The following is a 14,942-nucleotide window of genomic DNA, read 5'->3' on the forward strand; positions in this document are numbered from 1 at the left end:
GTAAAATTAGGTAAGTGCAGACGAATGGTTTATTACATTAAATACACTTTCAGTTTAAAATAACTTAACGGAGAGGTACTTAGTTTTATTTTTTTATAAACATAAGTGTCGCTGCCGATACTTTGCCCTGTACTGCACACGCAGCCACATCTGCAAAGATGATTAGGCGCGAACATCACTTAAACAAATTTTACTTATTAATAGTTGTATCAATAATGTCAGCGCAAAGTTTTTATTGAAAAATATAGCTATGCAATAGGGTATTTGGCACATTTTTGCAGACGGATTACTTATTTTTACGTCATTAAGCAAGTTGCCATTATTTAAATCAACCACAAATAAAAGCTAATTTGCGCTACAAACTATCGGCAAATCATGAATTACCAGGTACTACTTGAACAGGCACAGGATTATGTGCTAACGTTTTATAAAACGCACGATACATCAAACTTGTTTTACCATAACCGTAACCATACCGAGGATGTTGTTGCCGCTGCTATAAAAATCGCCAATCATTACCAGCTAAGTGATGAGGACTTTTTCATAGTAACCGCAGCAGTTTGGTTTCATGACCTTGGGTATATGGTTGATATTGCAACCCACGAAGAAAAAGGTGCCGCCCTGGCAGTTGATTTTTTTACCGAACAGCATGTTGACACAAAACTGGTGGGCCTGATAGAAAACTGTATAATGGCAACCAGGATGCCACAGGCGCCCAATACCTTACTCGAAGAAATTGTTTGCGATGCTGATTTGTTTCACCTCGGTACTGATGAGTTTAAGGACAAAGACAAGTTGTTGCGTAAGGAAATACAGTTGCTGTACCATGTTGAAATAAGCAAGGAGCAATGGTATGCAAAATCAATAAAGTTTTTAGAAAGCCATACCTACCACACCGATTTTTGCAGGCTGTTGCTGAATGCTACCAAAGAAGAAAACGTGGAGTACCTAAAAAAACGACTGGCCAGGGAGGAAAATGAACAGGCTAAGGAAGAAAAAAAAGGTGCCCCACAGGAAATGAAATTTGATACTACCATTGTTGAAGATAACAACATGGCACATAAGCCCGGCGATGATAAGCATGATACCGGCAAAAAGAAAGTTAAGGACGAGGACAAGCCCGAAAAAGGGATTGAAACCATGTTCAGGATCAGTTCAAGCAACCACCAGCGGTTAAGTGATATGGCCGACAATAAAGCACATATTATGATTACTGTTAATTCAATTATCCTTTCGGCGGTGTTAAGCTTATTGTTACGCCGGTTAAGCGAATACGGATACCTGGTGGTGCCAACTTTTATTTTACTGGCCGTTAGTTTACTCGCCATGACGTTTTCTATCTTGTCAACCCGGCCATCTATACCATCCGGCGTTTTTACCAGGGACGATGTCGACAGTCATAAGGTTAACCTGTTGTTCTTTGGTAATTTTTATAAAGCTACGCTTGATGATTACAACTACGGCATGCAGAAAATGATGCTGGATAAAGACTTTTTGTACGGCAGTTTGATAAGGGATGTGTATGCCCAGGGTGTTGTTTTGGGTCGTAAATATCGCTTATTGCGGATAGCATACAACATTTTTATGTTTGGCCTTATAATTTCGGTTATAGCATTTATTATAGCCGCTGCTTTTTTTGGCAAATTACCCACCAGTCCAGCTAACTAAATGGAACAACGGCGTTATTTTAACCGCGATTTAAGCTGGCTGTATTTTAACGAAAGGGTGATGGAAGAGGCTGCCAACCCTGGCGTTCCACTTTTGGAACGCATAAGGTTTTTGAGTATATTCTCTTCAAACCTCGATGAGTTTTACCGCGTGCGCATGCCAGTTTTACGGGCGCTTCAAAAAATAGGCGAAAAGGACACTAATGCTATTGATGCCGATGAGCGACGTGGCATTTTAAACCAAGCCAGGGAATTGATAAATGCCCAGCAGGAACGCTTTGGGCAGATATTGCGGCAGCAGCTGATACCGGCATTTAAGGACGAAAATATACACCTGCTTTATAACGAGCCATTTCCGGATGTAGTTAAGGATGCGGTAAAAGAATATTTTTTGTCGGAAGTATTGGCGTTTCTGCAGCCTGTAAAATTAGATGAAGATCATTTCTTTTTCCCGGAGAACAACAAATTATATTTCGTGGTAAATTTACTGTCGGACGCCCGAAAAGAAGAGATATTTTTTTTAAACATTCCTTCTGATGAGTTGCCGCGATTTTTTACTCTTAAAGCTGACGAAACAACCTATATTGCTTTTTTAGATGACATCATAAGGTATAACCTCGACAAGGTATTTTCCGGAGCTAAAATAAATGGCTGCTACAGCATTAAGATAACCCGCGATGCCGAACTGGATTTAATGGATGAATATCCGGGCGACCTTTCGGAAGAAATTGATAAACAGCTTAAAAAGCGTGACTTTGGCCTCGCAACCCGATTTCTGCACCAGGCCGATATCCCATTGCGCACCCTTCAACTGATAACACGCAGGCTCGACCTGCAAAGCGCTAATGCCACAGCAGGGGGAATGTATCACAATCTGAAGGATTTTTTTGGGTTACCTGTTAAAAATTCTAAACTATCTTTTGATGATTGGAAGCCGGTAAACCGTAAGGGATTGAGCCAGCTTGCAAGCGATAGCAGGGACATGATTATCCATACACCTTACCAGAGTTATCACTCAGTACTGCGTTTTTTTAACGAAGCGGCGATAAACCCCGATGTTAAAGAAATCTATATTTCGCTTTACCGGGTGGCTAGTAATTCGCGCATTGTAAATGCATTGATCAGTGCAGCAAAAAACGGCAAGCACGTGCAAGTGATGGTTGAATTGAAAGCCCGGTTCGATGAAGCCAACAACCTGAAATGGGCCAAAAAAATGAAGGATGCCGGGGTTAAAATTGTTTACAGCGTAAATGCGCTTAAAGTACATGCCAAAATAGCCGTGGTGAAAACACTGAGAAACGGGCGCCTGGTTTATTCGGGTTTGCTGGCTACGGGTAATTTTAACGAAGCGACTGCTAAATTTTACACCGACCATGTGTTGTTTACCTGCAACCGCGATTTATTGCGCGAGATGGAACTGGTATTTATATTTTTAAGCAAGCGCAAAAAACCGGCAGACGAAAACCTGGTTGAATTTAAGCATTTGCTGGTTGCACAATTTAACCTGCAAGCCAAATTTATTGAACTTATTGACAGAGAGATAGCGTTCGCAAAAGCGGGCAAACCTGCAAGCATCATTTTAAAAATGAATAACCTGGAAGAGCGGGTGCTGATAGATAAGCTTTATGAAGCATCGCAGGCGGGAGTTAAAATTCAGATGATAGTACGTAGCATTTGCTGTCTGGTGCCGGGTGTTAAAGGCATGAGCGAAAATATCACCATCCGGCGTATTGTAGACCGCTACCTGGAGCATGGGCGAATATTTATTTTTAACAACGAAGGTAAGCCTGACGTATTTTTAGGCTCAGCTGATTGGATGAACAGGAATATTTACCACCGCATCGAGGTGTGTTTCCCGGTATACGACGAGGACATAAAACGGGAAATTATAAAAATCGTCGCGCTGCAATTGCAGGATAATGTGCAGGCAGTTGCCCTAAATCAGGAATTACAAAATGTACCGTTAGCAAAAGATAAGCCGGAGATGCAGGCACAGCGGGAGATCTACAGGTTGTTATCAGGGAATTAAAACAATTCCTCTTTCAGGCTTCCCCGCGCGGTTTTTTAGTTTTTTCATAAACCACACTCTGGCGAGGTCATTTACGGCAATGGCCTGTTTTGTATATCATCCATAGCGATTAGTATCGCCTGGTTTGCATTCTCACCGATAAAAAATGCATTTAAGTAAACAGTCGGCACAATCTAATAGAGATTTACGGCCAGGCCGGTCAGTTCAACGGGTAAAATATCACCTGTTTGGGGTATTTTTATCACGCCCGATATACCCGAGTTTTGCTGTTGAAAAAACGGTAAAACTATTTAAGGGTGATAGTTTGGTAAAAAGCTAAAAACCGGGAAATATTTTGGGGATAATTAGCCGCAATATTGCGCAAAGCCAGGTTGCACTTAGCGCGGACTACCAAATTATAGTATTGTGGATAACTTTTTGCATGTTAATTACGGGGCAATTATTTCGGTATCCGAAATTCAAATGTTGTTTTAAAACACTTTCGACGAAGATTTAAGAAATTTATACAGCCGCTACAGCAACATTGATATTTACCTAGTGTTAATATAAAATGAACTTGGTATGATTTTAGTATATTATTGTTTAGTTAAACGCTCCCTAATCGTTTTAATGTAATTGTTTTAATAGAATGGCGCGCTGAAGAAAGCGGCCTGATGGTGATATTTTTTTATAAATTTATTTATGAGCACAAGATTTAGGTTTGTTTATTTGTTAATTGCTTTTGTTGGATTAGGGTTACTTGGTTATCTTGCTTTCGACACATACCCCTACATAAATTTTGGTCACATACTGCTGGTAACGAGTGGCGATATGGTATTTTTTTTCCTCGCTTATAAAACATACCCGGCATAAAAATCCATACTTTTGCAAAATATTGTTTACAACCGGTACCGTTCCCGGTAAGTATTTGAATAATATTTTCCACAAATTTGTTGATAAGCTGATATTCGATATGATGGCACGCTGTAATAGTGTGCCATTTTTACTTTTTAGCAATGTTTGCATAGGCCATTACAGCCATAATGCTAATTTTAACAAATTTTAACATTTATCTCCCACATTTTAGTGGCAAAAAATTCAGTATCTGTTTAAGTTTGCCTACCAAAAAATAATAATCATTTAATGGAAGAAATAAATAGTAATACAGGGCATACCGCAACTGATGCCGTAACAGGTAACACTTCGTACTCGATGGACATCAGGGCGCTGAACGAAATGATTCAGAAAGAGAGCGCGTTTATCGATATCCTGAAAATGGAGTTGGATAAAGTGATTGTAGGCCAAAAATATATGGTGGACCGCTTACTGATTGGTTTACTGGCCGATGGGCACATCCTTTTGGAAGGTGTACCCGGTTTGGCAAAAACGCTGGCTATAAATACGCTATCAAAAGCGATACAGGCCGATTTTAGCCGCATACAGTTTACACCCGACTTGTTGCCCGCCGATTTGCTGGGCACCATGATCTACAACCAGAAAAAGGAAGAATTCATAGTGCGCAAAGGTCCGCTGTTTTCGAACTTTATATTGGCCGATGAGATAAACCGTGCGCCGGCAAAGGTGCAAAGCGCATTGCTCGAAGCGATGCAGGAACGCCAGGTTACCATTGGCGATAACACTTTCCCGTTGCCAACGCCGTTTTTGGTGTTAGCTACCCAAAACCCGATTGAGCAGGAGGGAACGTACCCATTACCGGAAGCACAGGTTGACCGCTTTATGCTTAAGGTCGTTATCGGATATCCTAACAAGGAGGAAGAGAAGCGTATTATCCGCTCCAATATTGCTCCCCAGGGTATGTTAAAGCCGAACGCTGTGGTTAAGCCGGAAGACATTATCAGGGCACGTAAAGTGGTGCGCGAGGTCTATATGGACGAGAAGATTGAGCAATATATTATTGATATTGTTTTTGCGACCCGGTACCCCGACCAATACAAACTGGCTAACTATAAAAACCTGATCAGCTTTGGGGCATCTCCAAGAGCTAGTATAAACCTGGCCCTGGCTGCAAAGGCCTATGCCTTTATTAAGCGCCGTGGCTATGTGATACCTGAGGATGTGCGGGCAATTTGCCACGATGTTTTGAGGCACAGGATAGGATTAAGCTACGAAGCCGAAGCCGAAAGCATGACATCGGAGGATATTATTACCGGGATATTGAATTCGGTAGAAGTACCTTGATATAGAGTCAAGAATCAAGAGACAAGATTTTAAGATCAAGAGAAAGTATGGGGAGTCGGGGCTAAGTATCAGGAAAGGAATAAAGAAAATTTTTCCCGTCTTGATTCTTGACTCTTGGCTCTTGAATCTCAATAAAAATGGCGCGAGACACAAAAGAGCTGTTAAAAAAAGTACGGAAGATAGAGATAAAAACCCGCGGGCTGAGCAATCACCTGTTTTCGGGCGAATACCACTCTGCCTTTAAGGGGCGTGGTATGGCTTTTAGCGAAGTACGCGAGTACCAGGTAGGCGACGAGATCCGGACCATCGACTGGAACGTAACCGCTCGTTTTAATCATCCTTACGTAAAGGTGTTTGATGAGGAGCGTGAACTTACTGTAATGCTGTTGATGGATGTGAGTGGGTCAGAAAACTTTGGTACACAGGCCCAGCAAAAGCAGGATTTGGCTACCGAGTTGTGTGCGGTGCTGGCATTTTCGGCTATTCAGAATAATGACAAAGTAGGCGTGATATTTTTTAGCGATAAGATTGAGAAATTCATTCCGCCCAAAAAAGGCCGCAGCCACATTTTGATGATTATACGCGAGCTGATTGATTTTACACCGGAGAACAAAGGAACTAATGTTGCCGAAGCATTGCGGTATTTTACAAGTGTGATAAAAAAGAAATGTACGGCATTTATCATGAGCGATTTTATGAGCCCGGCTTTTGAGAACGAGCTGAAAATCGCGAACAAAAAACATGACATTATAGCCCTTAGGCTATACGACAAACATGAAGAAGAATTCCCGGATTTAGGGCTGATACCTATTAAGGATGATGAAACAGGTGTTATAACCTGGATAAACACAGGCGACCCAAAGGTGCGCACCGCTTACAAAGCCGATGCCTTGCGAAGAAACGCAGCCTTGCGCGATGTTTTTAGCAAATCGGGAGTAGATGCAACGGATATAGGTACCCACGAGTCGTACGTAAAACCTTTAATGACATTGTTTAAAAAACGGGGAAAGAAAAGGTAATGAAGAATAGATGTTTTTATAGTTTCCTGGTTTTAGTATTGCTTACAGTGGGTATCGGTTTTAAGGCCCATGCGCAAAATATAACTGTCGAGGCTAAGTTGGACCAACCAACCATCCGCATTGGCGACCAAACCAATCTGCGCCTGGTTGTTCATCAGCCTGCAAAAGAAAAAGTAAATTTTCCGAAACTGATTGATAGTATAGGTGGCAAGCTGCAGATAGTTATTATAAAGCTGGATACGGTTTTTGACAAAAACGATCACAACCTGGCCACGGTAACCCAAACGTATACCCTCACCTCGTTCGACCAGGGGAGCTATACTATACCTTCTTATGCTATTGGCTCCTCAGCCGGTGTGCTAAAAACCAATGAGTTGACTTTGATGGTGCAAACTGTACAGGTTGATACTACTAAAGCTATTTATGATATCAAGCAACCGCTGGCGGTATCCTATACGTTTTTCGACTGGCTGAAGGACCATTGGGTGTGGGTGGTGCTTGGCTTGGTCGTAGTAGCCGGGGGTATTTATTTAATATGGTATTTACGCAAACGGCCGAAAGTTGAAAAACCTGTGGTTGAAATTAAACCTGATGTTCCACCGCATGCTATCGCCATAAATAAATTGCAGCAACTACGCGATAAAAAATTATGGCAGCAGGGCGCTATAAAAGAGTATCACAGTGACTTGAGCGATATTTTACGCGAATACCTTGAAAAACGCTATGTGATAAAAACCCACGAGCGCACCACCGACGAAATATTTGCTGCGTTAAAATACATGGATATTGCCAATGATTATCGCATAAAACTTACCCAGGTATTAATATTGGCAGATTTGGTGAAATTCGCAAAGGAAAAACCATTGCCGGTTGATAACGAACTGAGCATGGAAAACGCACTAACCTTTGTGCTGAAGACACAACAGGCGCCGTCAATGCCTCAACAGGCGGAAGGAGGGAGTGCCGGTGTTTAAAGGAATTGAGTTTGCCCACCCGGGGTTTTTCTGGCTGTTGCTACTTATCCCGGTAACTATAGCCTGGTACATATGGCGCGAACGCAAACTGTATGGTTATTTAAGCGTATCCGCTGTGAAAGGGTTCTCGCTACCCCAAAAAAGTTTAAAACCAATGTTCCGGCACTCTGGCATTGTGCTGCGCAGCCTTGCTTTGGCAGCATTAATAGCAGCGTTAGCCCGGCCGCAATCATCATTAAGCTGGCAAAACAGCACTACCGAGGGTATTGATATTGTAATAGCATCAGATATTTCAGGCAGTATGCTCGCTGAAGATTTTGAGCCAAACAGGATGGAAGCCGGCAAAAACATTGCCATCGATTTTATAAAAAATCGCCCCAACGACCGCATTGGATTGGTAATCTTTAGCGGCGAGAGCTTTACACAGTGCCCCCTTACTATTGATCATGATGTTTTGATAAACCTGTTTAAGGATATTAAAAACGGAATGATCGATGATGGTACCGCCATAGGTATGGGTTTGGCCACGGCCGTTAACCGGCTTAAGGAGAGCGATGCCAAAAGTAAAGTTGTTATTTTGCTTACTGACGGTTCAAATAATACCGGCTCCATTCCGCCAATCACCGCTGCCGAAATTGCCAAACAGTTTAACATAAGGGTTTATACCGTTGGCCTTGGCACCAAGGGCATGGCGCCATACCCGGTGCAAACACCAATGGGGATACAGTACCAGCGGGTACCGGTTGATGTTGACGAGGTTACGCTTGGCAAAATTGCCGACATAACAGGCGGTAAATACTTCAGGGCTACCAATAACAGTACCCTGAAAAATATTTATGAACAGATAGACAAGCTGGAGAAAGCCAAAATTGATGTTACCCAGTATCATAAAAAAACGGAGATGTTTTTACCGCTTGTGGTAATTACGTTGCTGCTTTTATTGTTGGAGTTTGTTTTGAAAAATACAGTGCTTAAGGGGGCCTTAACTTAAAATATGCTACGTTTTGCACATATAGAATATTTATGGGGATTATTATTGATCCCGGTTTTCATCCTGCTTTTTATTGCAGTAAGCAGGTGGAAAGTAAAAGCTGTAAAATCATTGGGCGACAGGAATGTGGTAAACATGATGATACCCGATGTGTCATTTTCGCGTCCATGGCTAAAGTTCATCTTGTTTGCCATTGCCTTTGGTTTCCTTGTAATTGGCGCTGCCGATCCGCAGATAGGCTCGAAGATGGAAGAGGAGAAACACAAGGGCGCGGATTTAATGATATTGCTTGACGTATCAAACAGTATGCTTTCGCAGGATCTTGCGCCTAACCGCCTGGAAAATGCCAAACGTGCCATTGCCCAACTGATTGACAACCTGCATGGCGACCGTATCGGTATCATTGTTTTTGCCGGCGAAGCTTATGTACAATTGCCTGTCACCACCGATTACTCGGCGGCTAAGCTGTTTTTAAATACCATTAATACCAATATGGTGCCAACTCAGGGTACTGCTATAGGTTCGGCGATAGAATTGGGCGTGAAATCGTTTGATTTTAAAGATGGAACAGGCAAAGCCATGATAATTATTACCGATGGCGAAAACCATGAAGACGATGCCGTGGCGGCAGCGAAAGTTGCTACCGAAAAAGATGTTACGGTTCACGTTATAGGAGTAGGTTCGGCAGATGGTGCGCCCATACCTATTTACCAAAACGGTAAGCAGGTTGGTTTTCATACTGATAGCGCCGGTAAAACCGTTGTAAGTAAGCTGGACGAAACTATGGGCAAAGAAATTGCCGCAGCCGGTAACGGCGCTTATGTACGGGCTACTAACGCCAACAGCGGGTTGGGAATTGTGATGGGCCAGATTGAGAAAATTCAGCGGAAAACCGTAGATACCAAAAGTTTTAAGGACTTTGAAGACAGGTTCCAGATCTTCCTGGCGCTGGCTTTTGTGCTATTGATTATTGAATTTTTTATATCGAACAGGAAGAGCCAACGCTTGAGCAATTTGAAGCTATTTGAGGTAAAAAAAACATGAAACAGTTAATTATCATCATATTATTTTTATTGCCAGGTGGTTTACTTTTTGCGCAGCAGGAAAAGAGCCTGGTAAAAGACGGTAATAAGCTTTACGAGGAAAAGAAATATACCGAGGCGGAGGCTAATTACCGAAAATCGATACAGAAAAAGAAAAATACCGAGGGCGATTTTAACCTTGGTGACGCTTTGTACAAACAGAAAAAGTTCGACGAGGCGGGCCAGCAATTTAACCAGCTGGGCAGCACATCGGGTAATAAAGCTATTGCCGCTAAGGCTTATCATAACCTGGGGAATTCGCTTTTGGAAAATAAAAAGCTGGAGGAAAGTATTGATGCCTACAAAAAGGCATTAATTAACAATCCGAAGGATGACGAAACCCGCTATAACCTTGCCTACGCACAGGAAAAACTGAAACAACAGCAGAAACAGGATAAGGATAACAAGGACAATAAGGATAAAAAGAACAACAAAAACCAAAAGGATAACAAAAACCAGGATAAAAAAGACGACAAGAAGGACGATAAAAATAAAGACAACAAAAACCAGGATAAGAACCAGGACAAGAAAGACGATAAAAAGGACGAGAATAAGAACGGCCAGGATAAAAAGGATAATAAGGACCAGCAACAGCAGCCCAACAAGCTATCGAAAGAAGATGCCGAACGAATGCTTGATGCCCTGAATAACGACGAAAAACAAACCCAGGACAAGTTGAAGAACAAAAAGCTGAAAGGGGTAAAAACGCATATCGAGAAGGATTGGTAATTAGTGATTAGAGGTTAGAAAAAAAGCCTTAACTAATCTCTAATCTTCGGTCTCTGATCTCTATACAAAATAAATGAAACTAAAGTACTACATATTAACCTTATTACTGTTTTGGGAAGGTGTTACCTTCGCCCAGGAGGTGAAGTTTACTGCTACGGCCAGCAAAACTACTGTGGGCACTGGCGAGCAGTTCCAGGTTGATTTTTCGGTAAATGGTAATGCTGAGGGGTTTAATCCGCCGGCGTTTAGCTCGTTCCAGGTATTGTCGGGGCCGAACGTGTCTTCAAGTATGGAATCGATAAACGGGCGCACTACGGTTAGCAGTTCCTACAGCTATATTTTAATGGGTGCAAAGATTGGTGATTTTACCATTGGCCCTGCCTTCATTGTAGTGAATGGCAAAACCCTCACCAGCAGCGCAATAAAAATAAAGGTTGTTAAGGGGCAGCCAGTGCAACAACAGGCTGGTCAGCAAAGTACAGGCGGCGAGCCGCAGGTGCCCATGGGCAACTCCGGCGCGTTATCGAAACAGATATTCTTAAAGGCGGTGGTTGATAAAGACAATGTTTACCAGGGCCAGCAGCTTACTGTTAGTTTCAGGCTGTACACCCGTATCGGGATTGATGATAGCCGCCTTGACAAGGTGCCTGATTTAACCGGTTTTTGGAACGAGGATATTAAAAACCCGCAGCAACAGCAGCAGGTGCAGTGGAAAGTGGAAACTTTAAAAGGGTTAAAATATAATACTGCTGATATCAAGCAAACTATCTTGTTCCCCGAACATTCGGGGAATATTACAATTGACCCATTTGAAATGACGTTTTTGGTACGCCAGCCTGTACATTCCAACGATATAATGGACCAGTTTTTTGGTGGCTCGTTCCAGCAGGTAAAATATAAGGCCAAAAGTACGCCGGTGGTCATCCATGTAAAACCTTTGCCCGATGCCGGCAAACCCGATAGTTTTACCGGGGCGGTCGGCACGTTCAGCATAGAGTCGTCAATTGATAAAACTGAATTAAAGGCTAATGAACCGTTAAATTACCGGGTGAAAGTTACCGGTGCAGGTAATATCAAGCTGCTTAAAACAGTAAACACCAACTTTCCGGCTGATTTTGAGAAGTACGATCCCAAAATTTCGGACACCACCAAAGAGCTTATTACCGGCGTTACCGGCAGCCGTATTTATAACTACCTGCTGATACCACGGCACCAGGGTGACTACAATATAGACCCCTTAAAATTCTCTTATTTTAACCCGGCAAATAACCGTTACGTAACGCTAACCGCAAAAGGGTTTAAAATTAAAGTTAATAAGGGCGTTGCCGAAAGCAATGTAACCGCGCTGGCCGGCGCCGACAAGCAAGACCTTAAAATGCTGGGTAAAGATATCAGGTATATTAAAACAGGTGACACAACCTTGAGCCAGCCCGGCGACGGATTTTTTGGTTCGGCTGTGTTTTATGTTTTGCTAGCGCTGGGGCCTATTGCTTGTATCGGCGCATTTAATTACCGTAACCGTATGTTGAGGCTCAATAGCGATATTGTTGGCGTTAAAAACAGGCGTGCAGCCAAGCTTGCCGCCAAACACCTGGCCAATGCACAAAAACAATTACAGGCCAATAACACATCGGCATTTTACGAGGACACCTTTAAAGGGCTGTATGGCTATCTAAGCGATAAACTGAATATCCCTTATGCAAACCTTGATAGGGCAACCATCGCTTCGGCTTTATCTGCGAGAATAAATGATGAACCACTGGTTAACCGCGTGCTGGAGACGTTAGATCTATGCGAAATGGCCCGGTTTGCCCCGGTAACGCATATCTCAAAACAGGAGGTGTTTGAAAAGGCAAAAGGCATTATAGGTGATATTGAAAATAAGATTTAACACGATGAAGAAGGCATTATACATTTTCATTGCATTTGTTATCCCGTCGGTTTGTTTTGGGGCCGAGAATGTGCAGGCACTTTTTGCGAGCGCAAACGCCAGTTACGCCAAAGGCCAATACCAGGAGGCGGTTAAGGCCTATCAAAAGATAATTGACGCCGGCTACCAATCAGCTGCTTTATATTTTAATATGGGCAACGCCAGCTACAAAAATGGCGACGTTCCGTCAGCCCTGCTTTATTATGAAAAGGCGCACAAACTCTCACCGGGTGATGACGATATCAATTTTAACATAAAATTTGCCAACCTTAAAACCACCGATAAAATTGATGAGGCCCCGGAGTTTTTCGTTACCAAATGGTGGCGCGGATTTATCCTTGGTATCTCGGCCAATGCGCTTGGCTGGCTCAGCGTTTTGCTGATATTGCTGGCATCGGGGATATTAATACTTTATTTTTTTACCACATCTGTCAGCATCAAAAAGGCTTCCTTTTACGGGGCGATGTTATTCTTCATCTTTGGTATATTCGCGGTTTTTATAGCGGTTATGCAGGTGAATTATTTTAACGGGCACCGCGAGGCTATTGTGTTTAGCCCATCAGTTACGGTAAAAAGTGGTCCGGTTGAAAAGGCTGGTGCCCTGTTTGTTATCCACGACGGCACAAAAGTTAACGTGTTGGACGATAACAACGGCTGGCTGAAAATTAAGTTGGCAAACGGGAGCGAGGGTTGGATCAAAAGCGGGGACGCCCGGGAAATATAGCAGTGTTTTGGTAGCAGTGCGTTCCATTTTTCTACATGGAACACCTGGAACGCTGTGAAACGTATTGATTTTCAATTTGTTCCATTTTGTATTTATTTGCCGGAGCCAACTTTTTGGTCAGCCCCGGCAAAAGCAATAGTGAAACAAAAGCATAGTTCCTCAACTAACTCACCCCGGCAATCCCTTTTAATGCCGAAATAGACGGAAGCAGAAAATAGGCTGTCCCCCTGGTAACAACAAATTGCGGCAAGCCCGGATTGGCGCTTGCAGGGTCGGGCACAACCACCGGTGTACCATCTGCCATTGGAATGGTAAACGCGGGGTTCATATTGCTCGGTACCGGGCTTGTCGGCCGGTTGGCTATCAACCCATCCTGCGGTGTTGGCGATTTCGGGTAAACCGGGCTAAAATTATTCATATTTATCCAGCCATAAAGCGTTTCAAATTGGGCGTTGATATCGCCGCAAAGAAATAAGCCGATCAGGCCACGATCATCGCTGGCATTGTACTCATGCAGGGGGGCGCCGTAAGCTACGCCACGCCTTATTATACGGGGAACAATTGTAGAACCTGCCACTTTAACACCCTCATCGCGCGGGTTAGCTACCCTGGTATGTGCCGAAAACGGGCATTTTAATCCCTGCATATCGGTAGCTTTGTAACCAAATTCAGTGGCCTTTGAGGTGCTGTGCTGCGGTTCATCCGGCGACAAAACTAACGGTGAACCGTTGCGCCAGCGGCCGTTCAATTTGGCGGCCAGCCATTCAACCGTATAATCTTTTGGTTTGCCTATGATCGGGGCCACCCTTTCGGCCTCCGTTTCCAAAAAGCCGTCGAATGTTGCAACATCCTGGTAAAGCACCCGGAAGGCATTGTAACAGCCATTATTAGCGAAAACGCCTTCGGGGCCTGTAATTGGCCCGGGTATAGGCGCAGGCAGCTGGCTGTATCCAATTAAAAAATTGTTAAGGTCGGCCTGGTCAGTACCTGTAGGATTATCATCCAGGTCAGGCTCATCTATCGAATCCCGGTAGCGAAAATGGATGTAATCCGACGGAATCATGGGGTATTGCTCCAGGCGACCGGTTGGGCTGTTTAATGGCAGCAGTTCTGTGACTGCGCCATTGCTGCCATTTGCAGCCGCTGTTATTATGTCGGTAATATTTGTCTGCGCATCAGGATTCATTGCGTAGGCATGTACCACGCAATGGATAGCCGTATTTGCAAATTTTTGGTTCCACCACATGTTAGGAGCTCCGGCCCCGTAGTCCATCAGCGACTGTTGGGCGGCTTTGCTGCTCCAGGGCCCCGTGTAAAAAGTAAAAGGGAAGGCTGTAATATTGAGGTCGGGCCGTACTATAGTAATGCCCCCGGCAGTAAGGCCAATGTTTAGCATTATTTCGGGCTTAACTGCGCCCCAGTCTTCTGCGTTTCTGAGGTACGGCATTAGTGCCTTAAAAAAGCTGCTGATATTGGGCAGGTCGGCCGGTGCTGAACTGAACTGGTACAGCATGTGTACCGAGCAGGGGTGGGTGTAACCGCGAATGATGAGCCCCTGGATATCGGCAAGATCTGGCTGTGTTGGCGGCGTTGTTGATTCGGAATATTGCATGATGGAT

The 14,942-nt window shown here is 43.6% G+C and carries 12 protein-coding genes; 10 read left to right on the forward strand and 2 right to left on the reverse strand.

All coding sequences use genetic code 11. From position 1 onward, the window contains the following. Nucleotides 1-375 precede the first annotated feature (375 nt). Both NAF19_RS08050 and ppk1 read left to right on the forward strand, forming a co-directional pair. The gene (locus tag NAF19_RS08050; protein ID WP_252789362.1) at nt 376-1,668 is read left to right on the forward strand and encodes a Pycsar system effector family protein; all 1,293 of its coding nucleotides are present in this window, start codon (nt 376-378) and stop codon (nt 1,666-1,668) included. Then, nucleotides 1,669-3,696, forward strand: coding sequence for a polyphosphate kinase 1 (gene ppk1, locus NAF19_RS08055; RefSeq protein WP_252789364.1), 2,028 nt, complete (start codon nt 1,669-1,671; stop codon nt 3,694-3,696). A gap of 735 nt (nt 3,697-4,431) precedes the next feature. Here ppk1 and NAF19_RS08060 read toward each other — a convergent pair. Next, nucleotides 4,432-4,701 (reverse strand): hypothetical protein, encoded by a 270-nt coding sequence (locus NAF19_RS08060; protein ID WP_252789366.1) that lies wholly within the window; start codon nt 4,699-4,701, stop codon nt 4,432-4,434. Between the two features lie 117 nt (nt 4,702-4,818). Between NAF19_RS08060 and NAF19_RS08065 the strand changes: the two genes are divergently transcribed. The 8 genes from NAF19_RS08065 to NAF19_RS08100 all read left to right on the forward strand — a co-directional run bounded on the left by NAF19_RS08065 (nt 4,819) and on the right by NAF19_RS08100 (nt 13,323). Continuing rightward, entirely contained in the window at nt 4,819-5,874 is a 1,056-nt protein-coding gene (locus NAF19_RS08065; RefSeq protein WP_252789368.1) for an AAA family ATPase, read from the forward strand. Nucleotides 5,875-6,011: 137 nt separating this feature from the next. Continuing rightward, on the forward strand, nt 6,012-6,893 hold the full coding sequence (locus tag NAF19_RS08070; RefSeq protein WP_252789369.1) for a DUF58 domain-containing protein: 882 nt from the start codon (nt 6,012-6,014) through the stop codon (nt 6,891-6,893). Then, nucleotides 6,893-7,867 (forward strand): BatD family protein, encoded by a 975-nt coding sequence (locus NAF19_RS08075; RefSeq protein WP_252789371.1) that lies wholly within the window; start codon nt 6,893-6,895, stop codon nt 7,865-7,867. Before NAF19_RS08070 ends, NAF19_RS08075 begins: the two co-directional genes overlap by 1 nt. Next, nucleotides 7,860-8,858, forward strand: coding sequence for a vWA domain-containing protein (locus NAF19_RS08080; protein ID WP_252789373.1), 999 nt, complete (start codon nt 7,860-7,862; stop codon nt 8,856-8,858). Before NAF19_RS08075 ends, NAF19_RS08080 begins: the two co-directional genes overlap by 8 nt. Before the next feature lie 3 nt (nt 8,859-8,861). Next, nucleotides 8,862-9,902, forward strand: a complete 1,041-nt coding sequence (locus NAF19_RS08085; protein ID WP_252789374.1) for a vWA domain-containing protein — start codon at nt 8,862-8,864, stop codon at nt 9,900-9,902. Then, the gene (locus tag NAF19_RS08090; protein ID WP_252789376.1) at nt 9,899-10,669 is read left to right on the forward strand and encodes a tetratricopeptide repeat protein; all 771 of its coding nucleotides are present in this window, start codon (nt 9,899-9,901) and stop codon (nt 10,667-10,669) included. The genes NAF19_RS08085 and NAF19_RS08090 overlap by 4 nt, the downstream gene beginning before the upstream one ends. Nucleotides 10,670-10,742: 73 nt before the next feature. After that, nucleotides 10,743-12,560 carry a BatD family protein gene (locus tag NAF19_RS08095; RefSeq protein WP_252789379.1) on the forward strand — a complete coding sequence of 606 codons (1,818 nt, stop codon included), beginning with the start codon at nt 10,743-10,745 and terminating at the stop codon, nt 12,558-12,560. 4 nt (nt 12,561-12,564) lie between these two features. After that, nucleotides 12,565-13,323, forward strand: coding sequence for a tetratricopeptide repeat protein (locus NAF19_RS08100; protein ID WP_252789381.1), 759 nt, complete (start codon nt 12,565-12,567; stop codon nt 13,321-13,323). A gap of 163 nt (nt 13,324-13,486) precedes the next feature. On the opposite strand, the gene NAF19_RS08105 is transcribed toward NAF19_RS08100, so the two are convergent. Next, the gene (locus NAF19_RS08105) at nt 13,487-14,935 is read right to left on the reverse strand and encodes a hypothetical protein (RefSeq protein WP_252789382.1); all 1,449 of its coding nucleotides are present in this window, start codon (nt 14,933-14,935) and stop codon (nt 13,487-13,489) included. Between the last annotated feature and the right edge of the window lie 7 nt (nt 14,936-14,942).

The sequence above is a fragment of the Mucilaginibacter flavidus genome, from assembly GCF_024055575.1.
GTDB lineage: Bacteria > Bacteroidota > Bacteroidia > Sphingobacteriales > Sphingobacteriaceae > Mucilaginibacter > Mucilaginibacter flavidus.

What these genes read in the sequence shown, in the direction of transcription:
- NAF19_RS08050 (WP_252789362.1), top strand. Translation starts at nt 376, where the DNA reads ATGAATTACCAGGTACTACTTGAACAGGCACAGGATTATGTGCTAACG.
- ppk1 (WP_252789364.1), top strand. Translation starts at nt 1,669, where the DNA reads ATGGAACAACGGCGTTATTTTAACCGCGATTTAAGCTGGCTGTATTTT.
- NAF19_RS08060 (WP_252789366.1), bottom strand. Translation starts at nt 4,701, where the DNA reads ATGCAAACATTGCTAAAAAGTAAAAATGGCACACTATTACAGCGTGCC.
- NAF19_RS08065 (WP_252789368.1), top strand. Translation starts at nt 4,819, where the DNA reads ATGGAAGAAATAAATAGTAATACAGGGCATACCGCAACTGATGCCGTA.
- NAF19_RS08070 (WP_252789369.1), top strand. Translation starts at nt 6,012, where the DNA reads ATGGCGCGAGACACAAAAGAGCTGTTAAAAAAAGTACGGAAGATAGAG.
- NAF19_RS08075 (WP_252789371.1), top strand. Translation starts at nt 6,893, where the DNA reads ATGAAGAATAGATGTTTTTATAGTTTCCTGGTTTTAGTATTGCTTACA.
- NAF19_RS08085 (WP_252789374.1), top strand. Translation starts at nt 8,862, where the DNA reads ATGCTACGTTTTGCACATATAGAATATTTATGGGGATTATTATTGATC.
- NAF19_RS08090 (WP_252789376.1), top strand. Translation starts at nt 9,899, where the DNA reads ATGAAACAGTTAATTATCATCATATTATTTTTATTGCCAGGTGGTTTA.
- NAF19_RS08095 (WP_252789379.1), top strand. Translation starts at nt 10,743, where the DNA reads ATGAAACTAAAGTACTACATATTAACCTTATTACTGTTTTGGGAAGGT.
- NAF19_RS08100 (WP_252789381.1), top strand. Translation starts at nt 12,565, where the DNA reads ATGAAGAAGGCATTATACATTTTCATTGCATTTGTTATCCCGTCGGTT.
- NAF19_RS08105 (WP_252789382.1), bottom strand. Translation starts at nt 14,935, where the DNA reads ATGCAATATTCCGAATCAACAACGCCGCCAACACAGCCAGATCTTGCC.